The 15,138-nt window shown below is 34.8% G+C and carries 17 protein-coding genes and 1 tRNA gene; 13 read left to right on the top strand and 5 right to left on the bottom strand.

All coding sequences use genetic code 11. The features are described from left to right. Positions 1–10: 10 nt before the first annotated feature. The 3 genes from JYK00_RS05495 to thrC are packed head-to-tail and all read right to left on the bottom strand — an operon-like array spanning position 11 to position 2,538. On the bottom strand, positions 11–838 hold the full coding sequence (locus JYK00_RS05495; RefSeq protein WP_207565930.1) for an FAD binding domain-containing protein: 828 nt from the start codon (positions 836–838) through the stop codon (positions 11–13). Continuing rightward, positions 828–1,304 carry a (2Fe-2S)-binding protein gene (locus tag JYK00_RS05500; RefSeq protein ID WP_207565931.1) on the bottom strand — a complete coding sequence of 159 codons (477 nt, stop codon included), beginning with the start codon at positions 1,302–1,304 and terminating at the stop codon, positions 828–830. Before JYK00_RS05500 ends, JYK00_RS05495 begins: the two co-directional genes overlap by 11 nt. Before the next feature lie 16 nt (positions 1,305–1,320). Continuing rightward, on the bottom strand, positions 1,321–2,538 hold the full coding sequence (gene thrC / locus JYK00_RS05505; RefSeq protein WP_207565932.1) for a threonine synthase: 1,218 nt from the start codon (positions 2,536–2,538) through the stop codon (positions 1,321–1,323). A gap of 271 nt (positions 2,539–2,809) precedes the next feature. Between thrC and JYK00_RS05510 the strand changes: the two genes are divergently transcribed. The 13 genes from JYK00_RS05510 (at position 2,810) to mnmE (ending at position 13,862) form a co-directional block, all read left to right on the top strand. Then, positions 2,810–3,355 carry an HD domain-containing protein gene (locus JYK00_RS05510; protein WP_207565933.1) on the top strand — a complete coding sequence of 182 codons (546 nt, stop codon included), beginning with the start codon at positions 2,810–2,812 and terminating at the stop codon, positions 3,353–3,355. Continuing rightward, positions 3,352–3,759, top strand: a complete 408-nt coding sequence (locus tag JYK00_RS05515; protein WP_207565934.1) for a hypothetical protein — start codon at positions 3,352–3,354, stop codon at positions 3,757–3,759. Before JYK00_RS05510 ends, JYK00_RS05515 begins: the two co-directional genes overlap by 4 nt. Position 3,760: 1 nt before the next feature. Then, on the top strand, positions 3,761–5,671 hold the full coding sequence (thrS, locus tag JYK00_RS05520) for a threonine--tRNA ligase (RefSeq protein WP_207565935.1): 1,911 nt from the start codon (positions 3,761–3,763) through the stop codon (positions 5,669–5,671). Positions 5,672–5,675: 4 nt separating this feature from the next. After that, the gene (locus JYK00_RS05525) at positions 5,676–6,491 is read left to right on the top strand and encodes an HD-GYP domain-containing protein (RefSeq protein ID WP_228288118.1); all 816 of its coding nucleotides are present in this window, start codon (positions 5,676–5,678) and stop codon (positions 6,489–6,491) included. Between the two features lie 41 nt (positions 6,492–6,532). Further along, positions 6,533–6,946, top strand: a complete 414-nt coding sequence (locus tag JYK00_RS05530; RefSeq protein WP_228288119.1) for an NfeD family protein — start codon at positions 6,533–6,535, stop codon at positions 6,944–6,946. A gap of 12 nt (positions 6,947–6,958) precedes the next feature. After that, positions 6,959–7,876, top strand: a complete 918-nt coding sequence (locus tag JYK00_RS05535) for an SPFH domain-containing protein (protein WP_207565936.1) — start codon at positions 6,959–6,961, stop codon at positions 7,874–7,876. Next, positions 7,873–8,352, top strand: a complete 480-nt coding sequence (locus JYK00_RS05540) for a hypothetical protein (protein WP_207565937.1) — start codon at positions 7,873–7,875, stop codon at positions 8,350–8,352. Before JYK00_RS05535 ends, JYK00_RS05540 begins: the two co-directional genes overlap by 4 nt. Beyond that, a complete protein-coding gene (locus tag JYK00_RS05545; RefSeq protein ID WP_456119864.1) occupies positions 8,349–9,521 on the top strand; it encodes a CD0519/CD1768 family membrane protein in 1,173 nt (390 codons plus the stop codon). The genes JYK00_RS05540 and JYK00_RS05545 overlap by 4 nt, the downstream gene beginning before the upstream one ends. 283 nt (positions 9,522–9,804) lie before the next feature. Continuing rightward, entirely contained in the window at positions 9,805–10,983 is a 1,179-nt protein-coding gene (locus JYK00_RS05550) for a type III PLP-dependent enzyme (protein WP_207565938.1), read from the top strand. Positions 10,984–11,029: 46 nt separating this feature from the next. Further along, positions 11,030–11,115: transfer RNA gene (locus JYK00_RS05555), tRNA-Leu, on the top strand. A 55-nt stretch (positions 11,116–11,170) separates the two neighbouring features. Continuing rightward, entirely contained in the window at positions 11,171–11,881 is a 711-nt protein-coding gene (locus JYK00_RS05560) for a WecB/TagA/CpsF family glycosyltransferase (protein WP_228288224.1), read from the top strand. After that, a complete protein-coding gene (gene rsmG / locus JYK00_RS05565; protein WP_207565939.1) occupies positions 11,878–12,513 on the top strand; it encodes a 16S rRNA (guanine(527)-N(7))-methyltransferase RsmG in 636 nt (211 codons plus the stop codon). The genes JYK00_RS05560 and rsmG overlap by 4 nt, the downstream gene beginning before the upstream one ends. After that, positions 12,510–13,862: a tRNA uridine-5-carboxymethylaminomethyl(34) synthesis GTPase MnmE gene (mnmE, locus tag JYK00_RS05570; RefSeq protein WP_207565940.1), complete on the top strand. Its 1,353-nt coding sequence runs from the start codon at positions 12,510–12,512 to the stop codon at positions 13,860–13,862. Before rsmG ends, mnmE begins: the two co-directional genes overlap by 4 nt. Before the next feature lie 265 nt (positions 13,863–14,127). Here mnmE and JYK00_RS05575 read toward each other — a convergent pair whose 3' ends face one another. Both JYK00_RS05575 and JYK00_RS05580 read right to left on the bottom strand, forming a co-directional pair. Further along, a complete protein-coding gene (locus JYK00_RS05575) occupies positions 14,128–14,421 on the bottom strand; it encodes a metal-sensing transcriptional repressor (RefSeq protein ID WP_207565941.1) in 294 nt (97 codons plus the stop codon). Positions 14,422–14,425: 4 nt separating this feature from the next. Next, on the bottom strand, positions 14,426–15,100 hold the full coding sequence (locus tag JYK00_RS05580; protein WP_207565942.1) for a TIGR00266 family protein: 675 nt from the start codon (positions 15,098–15,100) through the stop codon (positions 14,426–14,428). Between the last annotated feature and the right edge of the window lie 38 nt (positions 15,101–15,138).

Raw genomic sequence — 15,138 nt, forward strand, 5'->3', positions numbered from 1 at the left:
CACCCTCTCGTTATATTTTAAAGTGATTATATGCTTTTAAAAGAAGGTTATAAACGAGTTTTTTTCGATATTCTTTGCTTGCACGAACATCTGTGATAGGATTTACACGATGTTGATATTCTTTTGCGATTTCTTCAAACATCTCAAGAGTAAGTTCTTTTCCTATTAAACTTCTTTCAATATCTTTGAATCTGACTATAGTTGGTGCTACAGAACCGTAAGCTATTCGAATATCTTCAATTTTATTCTGATTTCTTTTGAGCAATATTCCAAGGCTCACAATTGAGATTATCATGGCATTTCTTCGGCCAACTTTTTCAAAATAGTATTCATATCCATCAAGGTTTGGAATTTTTACAGCATATATAAATTCTTCCCGAGAAAGGTCCACTTTTCCAGGACCTTTTATGAAATCAGATATGTGACACTTTCTTTTTGTTGGTTCTATAGTTACTTCTGCATCGTATAAGTAACATGCTAAAAGGAAGTCTCCAGCGGGTGAGGCATTTCCTAAGTTTCCTATGGGTGTTCCACGATTTCTTATCATAGGCGAGCCAATGGTTTTTATAATTTCTACAAGTGGGGAAAATTGTTTTTTCTGCTCGAGAATTTCTCTGATTTCAGAGTAAGTTGTGTTAAGTGGAATAATGAGCTCACTTTTTAGTTCAACAGGGATCTTTTCAATATATTTTGTATCTATAACTGTGTCAGTTTTAATTGTGTTTGCTCTTAATTTTACAAACAAGTCTGTTCCACCGGAGAAAAGAACTCCACCTGTATCCTGCTTTATTTTGGCAATTTCTTCTATAGTTTTTGGTCGAAAGTAATTAACTATCAATTTTATCACTTCCTTTTTCTTTTAACTTTTTTGCGGCTAATTTAACAGCATCTCTTATTTTTAAATAACCGGTACATCTGCAAAGATTTCCTTCAAGTGCTTCGTCTATTTCTTCATCAGTTGGTTCTGGATTTTTACTGAGAAGAGCATGAGTGGATATTATAAATCCTGGCGTACAAAAACCGCATTGAACTGCACCTGCTTCCACGTAAGCGTCCTTAATTATGTTGTCTTTCATACCTTCTATGGATATAACCTCTTTTCCGTCAAGTTCAACAGCCAGCATTAAACAAGAATGAACATTTTTTCCATTTACAAGGATGGTACAGGCACCGCACTCTCCTTCCCCACAACCTTCTTTTATTGACAAAATTCCTAAATCATCACGTAAAAAGTCAATGGCCCTTTTGTGTGGTAAAACGTTTCTAACTATTTCTTTCCCGTTTAGTTTGAATTTTATAATCACATATCTCACCTCACCATCATTGTTTCAATGTGTCAATATATTGAAGCACTGTTTCAATTTTTGGTGGAATCTTTTCTAATCTCACCAGGCTTTCAATTGATCTCACATCTTTTAATCCATTTCCTGTGACAAACACGCAAACTCTTTCATCCCGGGAAATTAATCCTAAAGACAATGCTTTTTTTAAGCCAGCGTATGCTGAAGCTCCTGCAGGCTCTCCAAAAACACCTGTTTCTTCTGCAAGCTCTACAATTGCATTTAATATTTCTTCATCGGAGACTCTTAGAAAAGTTCCTCCACTTTTTTGAACATATTTGCACGCTTTGATAACATCTCGCGGTTTTCCAACAGAAATACTGTCAGCTATAGTTTTAGCTTCTATATCTTCCGGGGTAAATGGTTCTCCTTTTTCAAAAACTCGTGCAATAGCATCAGCTCCTTGAGCCTGTACACCTATTATCTTTGGAATCTTATCTATCAACCCAATTTGCATGAAATCGTAAAATCCTTTATACAAGGAACTTATCACGGTTCCATCACCTACTCCAACAAAAATAGTATCTGGAACTTCAAAATCTGTTTGTACAGCTACTTCCAGTGCGCCTGTTTTTTTGCCTTCTAAGAGATAAGGATTTATTGCGGAGTTTCTTGAATACCACCGCTTTTTTTGTCCAATTTTCATGGAAATATCGAAAGCTTCATCATAACTTCCGTCAATCTGGATAACATTTGCTCCATAAACGTAAAGTTGAGTTATTTTAGCAATTGGTGCGGAAGCCGGTACGAATATAAATGTTTCAAGATCTGTGGGAGCAGTTAATCCTGCAAGGGAACTGGCGGCATTTCCTGTTGAGGCACAATATATATTTTTAAATCCAAACTCGTAAGCTTTTGAAATTGCTATAGCAGTTGCCCTGTCTTTATAAGAACCGGTGGGGTTGGTACCATCGTACTTTACGAACACTTCTTTTATTCCGAGCAACCCTTTAAATGAATAAAGTGGTGTTCCACCCACGTGAAGATAAGTTTGATAGGCACTATTTGAAATAGGCAAAATTTTTTTAAATTGAAATATTGAATCGTAAGGATCTAACTCTGATTTTTTGATAACTATGTTGTCATAATCGTATACTATTTCAAGAGTTCCAAGTCTATCTCCACATTTTGGACATGTATACAAAATTTCGTCTGGATCATAGTATGTTTCACAGCTTATACATTTAAGTTTGTACAAAATTACTACCTCCCTATTTTGTCTTTGAACAAAATTATACATTTGCTTTGTTTTTAGTAAAAAGTGGTGAAAATTGATGAAAAATTAAAACAAACATTGATTTTTATGGTTAATTGTGGAATATTGACTTAAAATAAAAAAGCAATTGTTAAGATGAGATGAAATAGAGAAGGAAAGATTAATTCTAATTTGGCCTTTTTTTGTATTAAAACTTTACTTAATTGTGATATACTTATATATAAAATAAAAGGGATTTATGGAGGTGTGAACCTTGATAACACGAAAAGAGGCCATAGAGCTGTTAAACTTTCACATAAAAACCAGAAATTTGATAAAACATTGTCTGGCTGTTGAGGCTGTTATGCGAAAGTTTGCTCAGTATTTTAATAAAGATGAGGAAATCTGGGGATTATCGGGTTTACTCCATGACCTTGATTATGAATATACAAAAGACTCTCCAGATATACATGGAATAAAGACAGTTGAAATACTTTCAGGCAAAATCAGTGAAGAAATGAAAAACGCTATATTGGCGCATTGCGAGAAAAAACCGCGTGAAACTTTGATAGAGAAGGTATTATACGCTGTCGATCCAACTACAGGGTTTATTGTTGCGGGAGCGCTTATAAAACCTGAGAAGAAACTTAATGCTATAGATGTGAAATTTCTTCTCAATCGTTTTAAAGAAAAATCTTTTGCAAGGGGAGCAAGTCGAGAACAGATGAAAACATGTGAAGAATTTGGGTTAAGTCTTGAAAAATTTTATGAAATTTCGCTGGAAGCTATGAAAGATATTTCCGGGGAGTTAGGTCTATGAAAGAAATATTTTTGTGGTTTATAGCTATATTTTTAATTAGCTTTGACGTGGCATTCTACGATGTGTTTGTTATTTTTCCTTTGTTTTTGTTCCTGGATTCTGTAAATGAGTTTACCTGGAAAAAGGCGATAAGATACATAATACTTTTAACACTTTATGGGGCAGTAATATATAAACAAATAAGTATTTTTTGGGTTATTGTTTCTTTTTTAATAATAATGATCGATGCAAACAGAGATGCATTTTTCAAATTATGGGTTCCGGCGTTTTTAGAAGCTGTATTATTAGTCCTTCCTATGATTATACAGGGAAGTTATATTCAGCCTATATTATCATTAGCAATTGCCGTATTAATATATTTTTATTTGTGGAAAAAACGATTGATAAAATACGGAGGTGTTTAGTGTGAAAGTAATTTTTCCAGACGGTTCTGAGAGAACATACGATAGTCCGATAACCCCTTCAGAAATAGCAAGAGAAATAAGCGAAGGCTTATATAGAGTAGCCGTTGGTGCTATTGTTAATGAGGAAAAGTGGGATCTGGAAAGGCCTATAGAATTTGATTGTAAGTTAAAAATAGTTACGAAAAAGGATAAAGAAGCTCTGGAATTTTTACGCCATACGATGGCTCACATAATGGCTCAGGCTGTGATGAGAATTTATGGAGAAAATAATGTCCGCCTTGGAATAGGTCCAACTATTGAAAATGGTTTTTATTACGATTTTGAAATTTTAAATGGTTCTATTGCAGAGGACGATCTTCAGAAAATAGAGAAAGTAATGAAGGATATAATAAAGGAAAATCATAAAATTGAGAGATTTGAGTTAAATAAAGAGGAAGCTATAGAGCTTATGGAAAAGAAAGGACAGATATACAAAATAGAATTGATAAACGAAATTCCAGATGAAAAGCTCAGTTTTTATAGGCAAGGAGAGTTTGTCGATCTGTGTAGAGGACCTCACATGCCAAATACCGGTTTTGCAAAACATTTTAAACTTTTATCCGTTTCTGGAGCGTATTGGAGAGGAAATGAAAAGAATCCAATGCTTCAAAGAATTTACGGCACAGCATTTTTTAAGAAAGAAGAGTTGGAAGAATATTTAAAAATGCTGGAAGAGGCAAAAAAGCGTGATCATAGAAAGTTAGGTCCAAGACTCGGACTATTTTTCATTAATACTGATGTCGCGGCAGGTATGCCCATATTTTTACCCAATGGAGCGATTATTTTAAATGAGCTTATAAATTTTTCTCGAAAAGTTCATAAAAAATATAATTATAAAGAGATTATCACTCCGCTTGTTATGAATGTGAAATTATGGCATCAAAGCGGGCATTGGGAACATTACAAAGATAATATGTATTTTACTGAGAAAGAGGATGTTACATATGCAATAAAGCCCATGAATTGTCCAGGACATATCCTTGCTTATAAAAATAACGTTGTGTCATACCGGGATCTTCCTATAAGGCTTTTTGAATTTGGAAAGGTTCATCGTTACGAGAGAAGTGGAGTTCTCCACGGTTTATTACGTGTGAGAGCTTTTACTCAGGATGATTCTCATATATTCTGTACAGAAGAACAAATAGAAAAAGAAATTAGAAATGTTGTAAATCTTATAGATGAACTTTACGCACCATTTGGTTTTAAATACAGGGCTACGTTGAGTACCATGCCAGAAGATCATATGGGAGACGAGGCTACCTGGGAAAAGGCAACGAATGCTTTGAAAAAAGTTTTAGAAGATATAGAACTTCCATTTGAAATAGAAGAAGGAGAGGGGGCTTTTTATGGTCCCAAAGTGGATTTTCATATAAAGGATTCTCTTGGAAGAGAGTGGCAATGCGCTACCATCCAGCTTGACTTTTTGATGCCAGAAAGGTTTGATTTGAAATATGTAGACTCTAAAGGTAGTGAAAAGAGGCCAGTTATGATACATACAGCCAAATATGGATCGCTTGAAAGATTTTTTGGGATTTTAATAGAGCATTATGCAGGTGCTTTCCCTGTATGGCTGGCACCTGTTCAGGTTGTCATTATACCTGTTTCTGATAAGTTTATAAATTATGCGCAGCAATTAGAAGAATTTTTTGATAAGAACAATATCAGGGTAAAGCTTGACAACAGAAAGGAAACGCTTGGTTATAGAATTAGAGATGCACAGTTGAACAAAATACCTTATATGATTATAGTTGGTGAAAGAGAGTCAAAGGAAAACAAAATTAGCGTTCGAACCAGGGAGGGTAAAGAAACTAACGATGTAGAATTAGAAGAATTCACAAACGAACTCCTTGCAGAAATTGAGGATAGAAGGTGATAATTTGATTTCAAATGAATTACTTTCAAAATTAAATTCATATGTGAAAAACATTGAAAAGGTAGGATTTTCCCATGGAGAAAAGGAAATAAACGTTTACTTTGAGGAAGGCAAAATAATAATTGAACAAAAAGGCCAAAAAATTGCAATTTTTAAGGATGATCAAAACATTTATGATGAAATAGGGTTATTGGTTTCAAAGATTGTTGATGGACATATTAGTCTTTTGCCTCGAAAAAAAGTTGAGAACTTAATAATTGATCTTTTGGTAAATATAATAGTTTTGAGCGAAATAGAGGATGAGGAAGGATTTAGTCATTCTCAAAGAATGGCAAAGCTTGCCAGAGAATTTGGAAAATATATAGGGTTTAGCGAAGAGGAAATAAGGCGTCTGGAAATACATGCTTATCTTCATGATGTTGGTAAAATAAGTCTTGAACAGCTCATGCTGTATTCACCAACCAGAATCACCCTTTTTGAAAGCAACTATCAAGACCATACAGTTATGGGAAGTGTTTTTCTTTCCATGATTGATATATTGTGGGAATATATTCCTACGGTACGTCATCACCATGAAAGATGGGATGGGAAAGGTTATCCCGATGGTCTTAAAGGAGAGGAAATACCATATTTTGCCAGAATAATATCTGTGCTGGATTACTACGACGAAATAACCAATTTTATCTCCTCAGAATGGGAATCAAGGATAAAAACGCCGTCAGAAGCTGTTGAGATGATTCAAAATCTTTCAGGGACATATTTTGATCCAAAGTTAGTGGATAAGTTTGTGCTTATGATGAGAGAAAGGGGGGTGGTATAATTAATCCAACAGTCTTCTGGATCATTTTGGGTGTTATTTTGATGGTTCTTGAAATAATCACTCCGACATTTTTTATATTCTGGTTTGGAGTCGGTGCAATAGCAGCGTCTATAGTTGCATATTTTTTAGCAAACACCATATGGGAACTAATTACCTTTGTGATTGTCTCGGGACTACTTGTGTTTTTTACAAGGCCTCTGGTAAATAAAATGACAGGAGAGCAGCCAAGGAAGATAAATTTGGACGAGATTATAGGGAAACAGGTATTGGTTATTGAAACAATTGACAATAAGAAAGGTACTGGTGTTGTGAAGATTAATGGTGATACGTGGCGGGCATACTCATTTAAAGAAGAGGTTGTTATAGAGAAGGGCACGCATGCTACAGCAATAAAAGTTGAAGGTGCTCATCTGGTTGTTGAACCAATAGTGATAAGTGAAGAAGAAAAAAAATAGGGAGGGATATTTATGTATTTATTACTTATTATTGTAGCTTTCTTTCTGCTAATTATTGGTGCTTCAGGTATAAGAATTGTTAGACCATATGAAAGGGGTCTTATTGAACGTCTTGGAAAGTTTAGGCGCGAAGTAAAAGCGGGTATCCATTTTATTATTCCCTTTTTTGATAGAATGTTAAAGGTTGATTTGCGTGAGCATGTAATTGATGTGCCTCCCCAGGAAGTTATAACAAAAGATAATGTTATTGTTACAGTGGACGCAGTGATATATTACGAGATCACAGATGCTTATAGATCAGCTTATAATGTAAGCAATTTTGAATTTGCAACGGTAAAGCTTGCCCAGACGAATTTAAGAAATGTTATAGGTGAATTAGAACTTGATCAAACGTTGACTTCAAGGGAAAGAATAAATGCAAAACTTCGAACGGTACTTGATGAAGCAACAGACAAATGGGGAATAAGAATTACCCGTGTTGAAATAAAGAAAATAGATCCTCCTAAGGACATAATGGAAGCTATGAGCAAGCAGATGAAAGCGGAAAGAACAAAAAGAGCTGCTATTTTAGAGGCGGAAGGAGTAAGACAATCTGAAATATTAAAAGCAGAAGGGCAAAAACAAGCTGCTATTTTAAAGGCTGAGGGTGAAGCCGAAGCTATAAAACGGGTTGCTGAGGCGAATAAATATAAACTTATTACAGAAGCTCAGGGGCAGGGTGAGGCTATAACATTGGTCTTTAAGGCTATTCATGAGGGACAACCTACAAACGATCTTCTTGCAGTCAGATATCTTGAAGCTTTAAAAGATATAGCAAATGGCAAAGCTACAAAGATTTTCTTACCAGTAGAACTTTCAGGTATTCTTGGAAGCGTCGGTGCTATAGCGGAACTTTTTAAGAAAGAAGCAGGCGGTGAAAGTAAGCAATGACTTTTGGACTTTTTGTATCTTTAATTACAGGGGCCTTAGGGCTCCTGATTTCCATTTTTTTTGCTTTTTTGATAATTCTTTCAAGTAATACTTTTAAATATGGCACTTTCAGGTTTTTTAATGAAATGATGGTTCTTGGTTTTAGTATTCTTGGGTGGGTGTATATAAAGCCAAAAGGGTTTATATTTGTTTTTTTCCTTGTACTATCTGTTTTAAACCATTTATATAGAATAGTACGAGAGGTTTACTCAGTTGATAACAGATTTCGAACACTTGTTCTGGCGCTTGGTCACGACAGATTTGAATATGCTCTTTTTTCACTTAGAAGGGTGAGGAAAAGAATGTTTGCTACATTTTTTAAGTATTCAGTGATTGTATTTGCTGCTTTTTCTATTTCACAGTCATTGCATCCTGAAGAAATAGGTGTTATATCACTAATTGTTGGGAGTTTATTAATAGTGCTTGGAATAGATTGAATATAACAGGTATAAGGAGTGAACAGATTCTGCAGCCAAAAAAAACGATAAGCCTTGAGACTTTTATTTTTCTTGGAGTTTTGGTTTTTATATTTTTTTCAATTATAGATGTAATGGGAGCGGCCAATTTTTTCAAAACTTTGATGACTACAGCACATGATCTTTTGTTAAACACAGTATTTTTTATAATGGCGGTAGCTGTGTTGACAGGTGCTTTTTCAGGACTGCTTTTTGAATTTGGAGTTTCTAATTTATTGGACTTTTTATTAAAACCCCTTATTAAACCTCTATACAACCTTCCAGGAGTAGCCATTATGGGAATATTATCTACATATTTTTCAGATAATCCTGCGATTATAAGCCTTGCAAAAGATAAGAGGTTTATGAATAATTTTGAAAAATGGCAGGAACCGCTTCTATGCAATCTTGGTACATCGTTTGGAATGGGATTAATAGTTTCGACGTTTATGATAGCCCAGGGTAACAAGATGAATATAAATCTTGTTCCAGCGGTTATTATTGGTAATTTAGGAGCTGTTATAGGAAGTATAGTAAGCGTTAAAATATTTTCAATTTACACAAAAAGAAGGTTAGGAAGTTCTAAAAAAACAAAGAAACTTATGCCTGAAAAGGTTTTTCGGGAAGTTAGACCAGGGACTTTTATGGAAAGATTTCTGGAAGCATTGTTAGATGGAGGTAAGAGTGGTGTTGAAATAGGAATAGGAATAATTCCTGGAGTTCTGGTTATAAGTACTTTCGTAATGATGATAACTTTTGGGCCAAAGAATCCACAGATCGGTTATCAAGGGTTACCTTATGAAGGGATAGGTTTACTTCCATTTCTTGGAGAAAAGTTTTATATCATTTTAAAGGTGCTGTTTGGGTTTGAACACCCGGAACTTATTGCTTTTCCTTTGACTTCTCTTGGCTCTACGGGAGCGGCTATGGCACTTATTCCGAAATTTATAGAGATGAAAATAGTATTTCCAAATGATATAGCAGTGTTTACTGCAATGGGAATGACATGGAGTGGATATTTAAGCACTCATGTTGCCATGATGGATGAGTTAGGTTATAGATATTTAACAGGAAAAGCTATTTTGTCGCATACAATAGGCGGGATTTCTGCTGGTATTTTTGCGCATTTTCTTTACATTTTGTTGTTTTAACGCTATATTTTCACCAATTCAATGTATTAATTGTTTCTTTTTAATTTTAATACACGTTTTTTACCTTGTACCTTACATTTAGAATCCTCCTGGTAAGAAGAGCATTGATAACCTTTTCCTAATCTAACCTGCTTTTATTACATTCCCGTTTTGATTAGCATCTCATTTTAATGTTTTAAATATTGTAACACAATGATTCATTATTTTAAACTTCTGGATGTTTTATTGTAGCATATTATGGTTTATCATTGTTTTACGACTTGAGTGAAGGGAGTGAGAAAGTATGGAAAAATATAAAGTTCACCAACGTCTGAAAAAATTAGCAGGTATTTATGGAACACCGTTACTTGTAATGGACCTGGAAATTGTAAAGAGGAATTATGAGCTGTTGGTGAAAAGTGTGAAAAACAGCAAAGTCTATTACGCAGTGAAAGCTAATTCTCATAAAAAAATATTAACGCTCTTAAATAATTTAGGAAGTAATTTTGATGTTGCTTCACGGGGTGAAATAGAAAAACTTCTTTCAATAGGGGTTCTTCCTGAAAGAATGAGTTTTGGAAATACAATAAAAAAATCTTCAGACATAAAATTTGCTCATGATGTAGGAATAAAATTGTTTGCAGCAGATTCTGAAATGGAGATAGAAAAAATAGCCCAAAACGCTCCAGGAGCTCAAGTGTATGTCAGGATAAGTACTAACGGTATGGAAAGTGATGCTGATTGGCCGTTAACCAGAAAATTTGGAACAAGTGTGGATCATGCGATAATGCTTGTTAAGTATGCAAAAAGTTTAGGATTGAATCCGGTAGGAGTAAGCTTTCATGTTGGTTCTCAAAGTTATAATCCTAACAACTGGAGAGTTGCAATAAGGGAAGTTTCAGTAATCTTTGAAGAGACAAAAAGAATGGGTATAAATCTTTCTATGGTAAATACGGGTGGAGGAATGCCTGTGAAATATTCTAAAAATATTCCTTCAATTGAGGAAATATCGGAGGTTATAAATCAGGCAGTTGAAGACTATTTAGAGGATAATATTACCGTTATATTAGAACCTGGTAGATCAATGGTAGGTAACGCCGGTATTATGGTTTCATCGGTGATTTTACGTAGTAGAAAAGGAGAAGAAGAATGGGTTTATACTGATGCAGGAGTTTTTCATGGTTTAACAGAAACGATTCAAAATATACGATACGAAATATCGGTTATTGGCAAAGAAGATGATCCACTTAAAGAATTCGTTTTAGCAGGTCCAACATGTGATAGTGTTGATGTTATGTATTATGATGCGATGCTCCCGGAGAGTGTAGCGCTTGATGATATACTCGTTATATATAACACAGGGGCTTACACCACAGAGTATGGTACGACTTTTAACGGGATGGCCCCTCCGAGAGTAATGTTTGAAAAAGGATTGCTGATGGCGGATATAAAAATGGCAGAAGAAAACATTCATGAAGGTTAATCTTGAAAAAAGTTCACTGGTTATGTTATAATATAAAACTGTGTTAGCCGAGGTGGCGGAATTGGCAGACGCGCATGACTCAGGATCATGTGGGCTTTGCCCGTGCGGGTTCAAATCCCGCCCTCGGCACCAGGATTCCCGGATTTTTCCGGGGTTTTTTCTATATAGCAGGAGAAAGGTGGCAGTTGTGGACATTGTAAATTTTTCGAATCTTAAGTTGATGGTAGGAACTACGGAAGATATAAGAACTGCTATTGTAAAAAGTATTTGTGAAAACAGCAAAACGTTTGTGGTAACGTTGAATGCATCTATCCTTCTTAGAAGTCTTCATGATGCCTATTATCGCAATGTTATAAATCATGCTGGTTTTGTAATACCTGATGGTTCTGGCATTATATGGGCTTTGAGAAGAAACAGAAATATAAGTTCGGATAGGGTTACAGGAATTGATACAATGTTGTATCTTTGTAGAATTTCAAAAAAGTATAATTGGTCGGTATATTTGTTAGGAGCCAGGCCTGATGTGGTTGAAGAAGCGGCTAACAGATTAATAAGAAGTGGTGTGAATGTTGTAGGATATCATCATGGATATTTTGAAGCAAATGGTCCAGTTGAAGAAATAGAAAGGTTGAAACCTGATTTGCTTTTTGTCGGGATGGGAGTTCCCAAACAAGAAGAATGGATTTTTAAAAATTATCACCTGCCGTTTAAACTTGCCATGGGTGTGGGTGGAAGTTTCGATGTTATTTCTGGTAAGAAAAAAAGGGCACCTATAGTAATACAGAAAATGAGATTAGAATGGTTTTATAGATGGCTTCAATCTCCTATCAAAAAGCGTCATATCCCATTTGAAATATTGAAGTATAGTTTTCTTGTTTTAAGAGGTAAAGTAAGATGAATCAAAAAGTGCAAAATCTTATGAAAGAATATGTAAGTAAAATAATAAACGCCCCATTGAATCTCACCTCTCATAAAGATCTTGAAATTGCATACCAGCTTTTAGCAGTCGATAGTATAAAACCTATAAAAGCAAGTGACATAGGAGAAGTTTTTTTGGATGTGGGAACTGGCGGAGGAGTTCCAGGGGTTTTTTTGCGAATGATTTTTGATGTACAGGGTGTACTGGTAGATTCATCTAAAAAAAAGATAAGTTATGTGGAAAGAATATGTAGAGAACTTAAAATTGATAGATTGGAATTTATAGGAGAACGTGTGGAAAATTTAAGGTCTTATAGAGAAAAATTTGATGCAGTAACTGCAAAAGCTGTTGCGGAATTAAGAATACTTTTAGAGCTTACAGCACCTTTTGCAAAAGTGGGAGGAAAATTATTATTATACAAAGGTCCTCGATGGAAGGAAGAATACAAGGTTTCTGAAAATGCTATGATACAACTTGGGATATCACTCGACGAGGTAAGGGAATATGAGATTTTAAATAAAAAAAGATTTTTGTTGGTTTTCGGAAAAAAATTCCCAGCGCCTGAAAAATATCCGAGAAAATATTCTCAAATTATCAAAAAACCTTTATGAAGGAGGATGTCTCTTTGGAAAGAGAAACCTTTGCGGCGATTTCATCACCTGTTGGTACAGGAGCAATTGGTGTTGTGAGAATAAATGGTCCAGAGAGTCACAAAATAGTTAAAAAGTTAATGAGTAAACGTATAGATGACATTAAATACAGGATGGTTTACCATGTAGAACTTATTAGTGAAAATCAGATAATTGACGAGGTCAATTTAGTATTTTATAAAGCACCGAATTCTTTTACAGGGGATGACATGGTAGAAATATATTGCCATGGTGGAGTAATTGTGACAAGAAAAGTACTTGACGCTCTTATAAGAAATGGGGCGAGACTGGCGGAACGTGGAGAGTTTACAAGAAGGGCTTTTTTAAATGGGAAAATAAATTTAATTGAAGCGGAATCTATTTATCGAATAATTGAGGCGAAAAGCGAAAAGGCATTGAAAATAGCAATGCAAAATTTAAAGGGAGCCTTAGGTAAAGAAATTGAAGAATTGAGAGAAGAATTACTAAATATTTTGGCAGAAATAGAGGTTTCGATAGATTACCCGGATGATATAGAAATTGACGAGAATAAAATTTATATGAAGTTAGAAGCAGTTGCGATTAAAGTAAAGAAAAAAATACTGGAAGGGCGAAAAGGTCTACACTTGAGTACAGGAGTAGTTATGGCAATAGTAGGAAAACCAAACACAGGGAAATCTACACTGTTGAATAGATTATTATATGAGGATAGAGCTATTGTGACGGATATACCTGGTACAACAAGAGATGTAATAAAAGGAGAAATAGATATTCGTGGCGTTCATTTTATTATAGCAGATACTGCCGGGATTAGAAAAACTGAAGATCCTATTGAAAAAATAGGTATTGAGCGTTCTATAAAAGAAATCCAGAAAGCGGATATTATACTATTCGTGTTGGATGCAACGACAGGTTTTACCAATGAAGATGAGTACATATACGAGAGGATAAAAAGTTATAATTATTTACCCGTCTGGAACAAAATAGATACGAACAATAACATAAAAGAGCTAGAAATTCCTCATATAGAAATTAGTGCATTGACTGGCAAAGGAATCAGAGAACTTGAGAAAAAGATAGTAGAACGCGTGAAAGAGATTATAGAAAGCGGGGAAACCTCTCATGTGATTACTTACCGGCAATATGAAGCTTTACAAAGAGCTTATAAATATCTTGATAATGCGTTGAAAGGGTTAAAAATTGGTCTGGAATTTGATGTAATTTCAATAGATATCAGAAAGTGCCTTGAAGAGTTTGATAAGTTAATAGGAAGAACTTTTTCAGACGATTTACTTAATACAATTTTTTCTAACTTTTGTGTTGGGAAATAAAAAAACACGGGCCTTTTCTGGCCCGCACAAAGCTGTGGGGGGTGTATCTCAAGGGGGATAGGGGGGTTTCTCTACTTATAGAATACTATAAGTTATGTTACAATGTTAGACCAATGAAAGTTTCTAACACGAACCGAATTTGTTAACATAAAGTGAAAAGGTCCTTTTTGTAAGAATAGCAAAAATCTCTTATCCCTTTCTATTTCATTAGACTATGTGAAATATTGTTTAGTTCAAAAAAAGAATGTAGGTTTTATAAAATTTCTCACATGTGTTTTTCCATATATTCAATGGTTTTTTCAAGTTCTTCTAGTTTTGATTCTACAGTTTTTTCCTCACTCGCATTAATTGCCTCTTTGATGCAGGTTTCTATATGAGTTTTTAATACCTTGGTGTTGGCTTTTTTGAGTAAAGATATAACAGCAAGAATTTGCGTGGAGATGTCGATGCAATATCTATCATCCTCTATCATTCTTATAATAGCATCTATTTGTCCCTTGGCAGTTTTTAGATCTCGTACAGCTTTTTCATGCTTATGTAAATGCTTTTGTTTTTTCACAATATCACCTACTCCCGGTATCTTTTGGTACAAGGCTTTTTATCCAGGAAACAAAATCTGGATAATTTCTTGTTTGAATAAATATTCTACCAGGTCCTACAAAATCACATACTAAACCTTCTCCGCCAAATAAAGTTGACTTAATTCCGCCGAAAGTTCTTACAGAATAGCTCATGGTTTCATCAAAAGCAACTATGTGACCGGTATCTACAGTTAATTTCTCACCTGCGTCTAATGTTATAGTATATATTGCACCAAAAGAGGAAATAGCAGCTTTGCCAATTCCAGAAAGTTTGAGAAGGAAAAAACCTTCGCCGGCAAAAAAGCTTTTAAAGCCCCCAAATTTAGTATCAAGATCTATGGATACATCAGATGCCAAAAAAGATGTGGATTGTACTATCAATCCTCCGTTTAAAGAAACTACTTCTATATCCCCGGGAAGGCGTGGAGCAAAGGCTATTCTGGATTTTGATAAAGCACTGAATTTGTTTAAAAATAAGTGTTCGCCACCGAGCAGTGCTCTTTTTAAAGCTTTGAATATTCCACCTGTACTTGTCTCCACATTGACATTACCTGTCATGGAGACCAACGCACCAGTTTCTGCTAAAATACTCTCTCCAGGTGAAAGAGTTACAAACAAAATACTATACGATCCTTTAAATTCAACATCAAATCGCAATGATTTCACCTCCTTGGTATATTAATAAAATTCTACCA

The organism is Thermosipho ferrireducens (genome assembly GCF_017358165.1).
GTDB lineage: Bacteria > Thermotogota > Thermotogae > Thermotogales > Fervidobacteriaceae > Thermosipho_B > Thermosipho_B ferrireducens.

Bases quoted from the DNA above. Each gene is read 5' to 3' on its own strand.
- JYK00_RS05515 (WP_207565934.1), top strand. From the start codon at position 3,352: ATGAAAGAAATATTTTTGTGGTTTATAGCTATATTTTTAATTAGCTTT.
- JYK00_RS05530 (WP_228288119.1), top strand. From the start codon at position 6,533: ATGGTTCTTGAAATAATCACTCCGACATTTTTTATATTCTGGTTTGGA.
- JYK00_RS05535 (WP_207565936.1), top strand. From the start codon at position 6,959: ATGTATTTATTACTTATTATTGTAGCTTTCTTTCTGCTAATTATTGGT.
- JYK00_RS05540 (WP_207565937.1), top strand. From the start codon at position 7,873: ATGACTTTTGGACTTTTTGTATCTTTAATTACAGGGGCCTTAGGGCTC.
- JYK00_RS05550 (WP_207565938.1), top strand. From the start codon at position 9,805: ATGGAAAAATATAAAGTTCACCAACGTCTGAAAAAATTAGCAGGTATT.
- rsmG (WP_207565939.1), top strand. From the start codon at position 11,878: ATGAATCAAAAAGTGCAAAATCTTATGAAAGAATATGTAAGTAAAATA.
- mnmE (WP_207565940.1), top strand. From the start codon at position 12,510: ATGAAGGAGGATGTCTCTTTGGAAAGAGAAACCTTTGCGGCGATTTCA.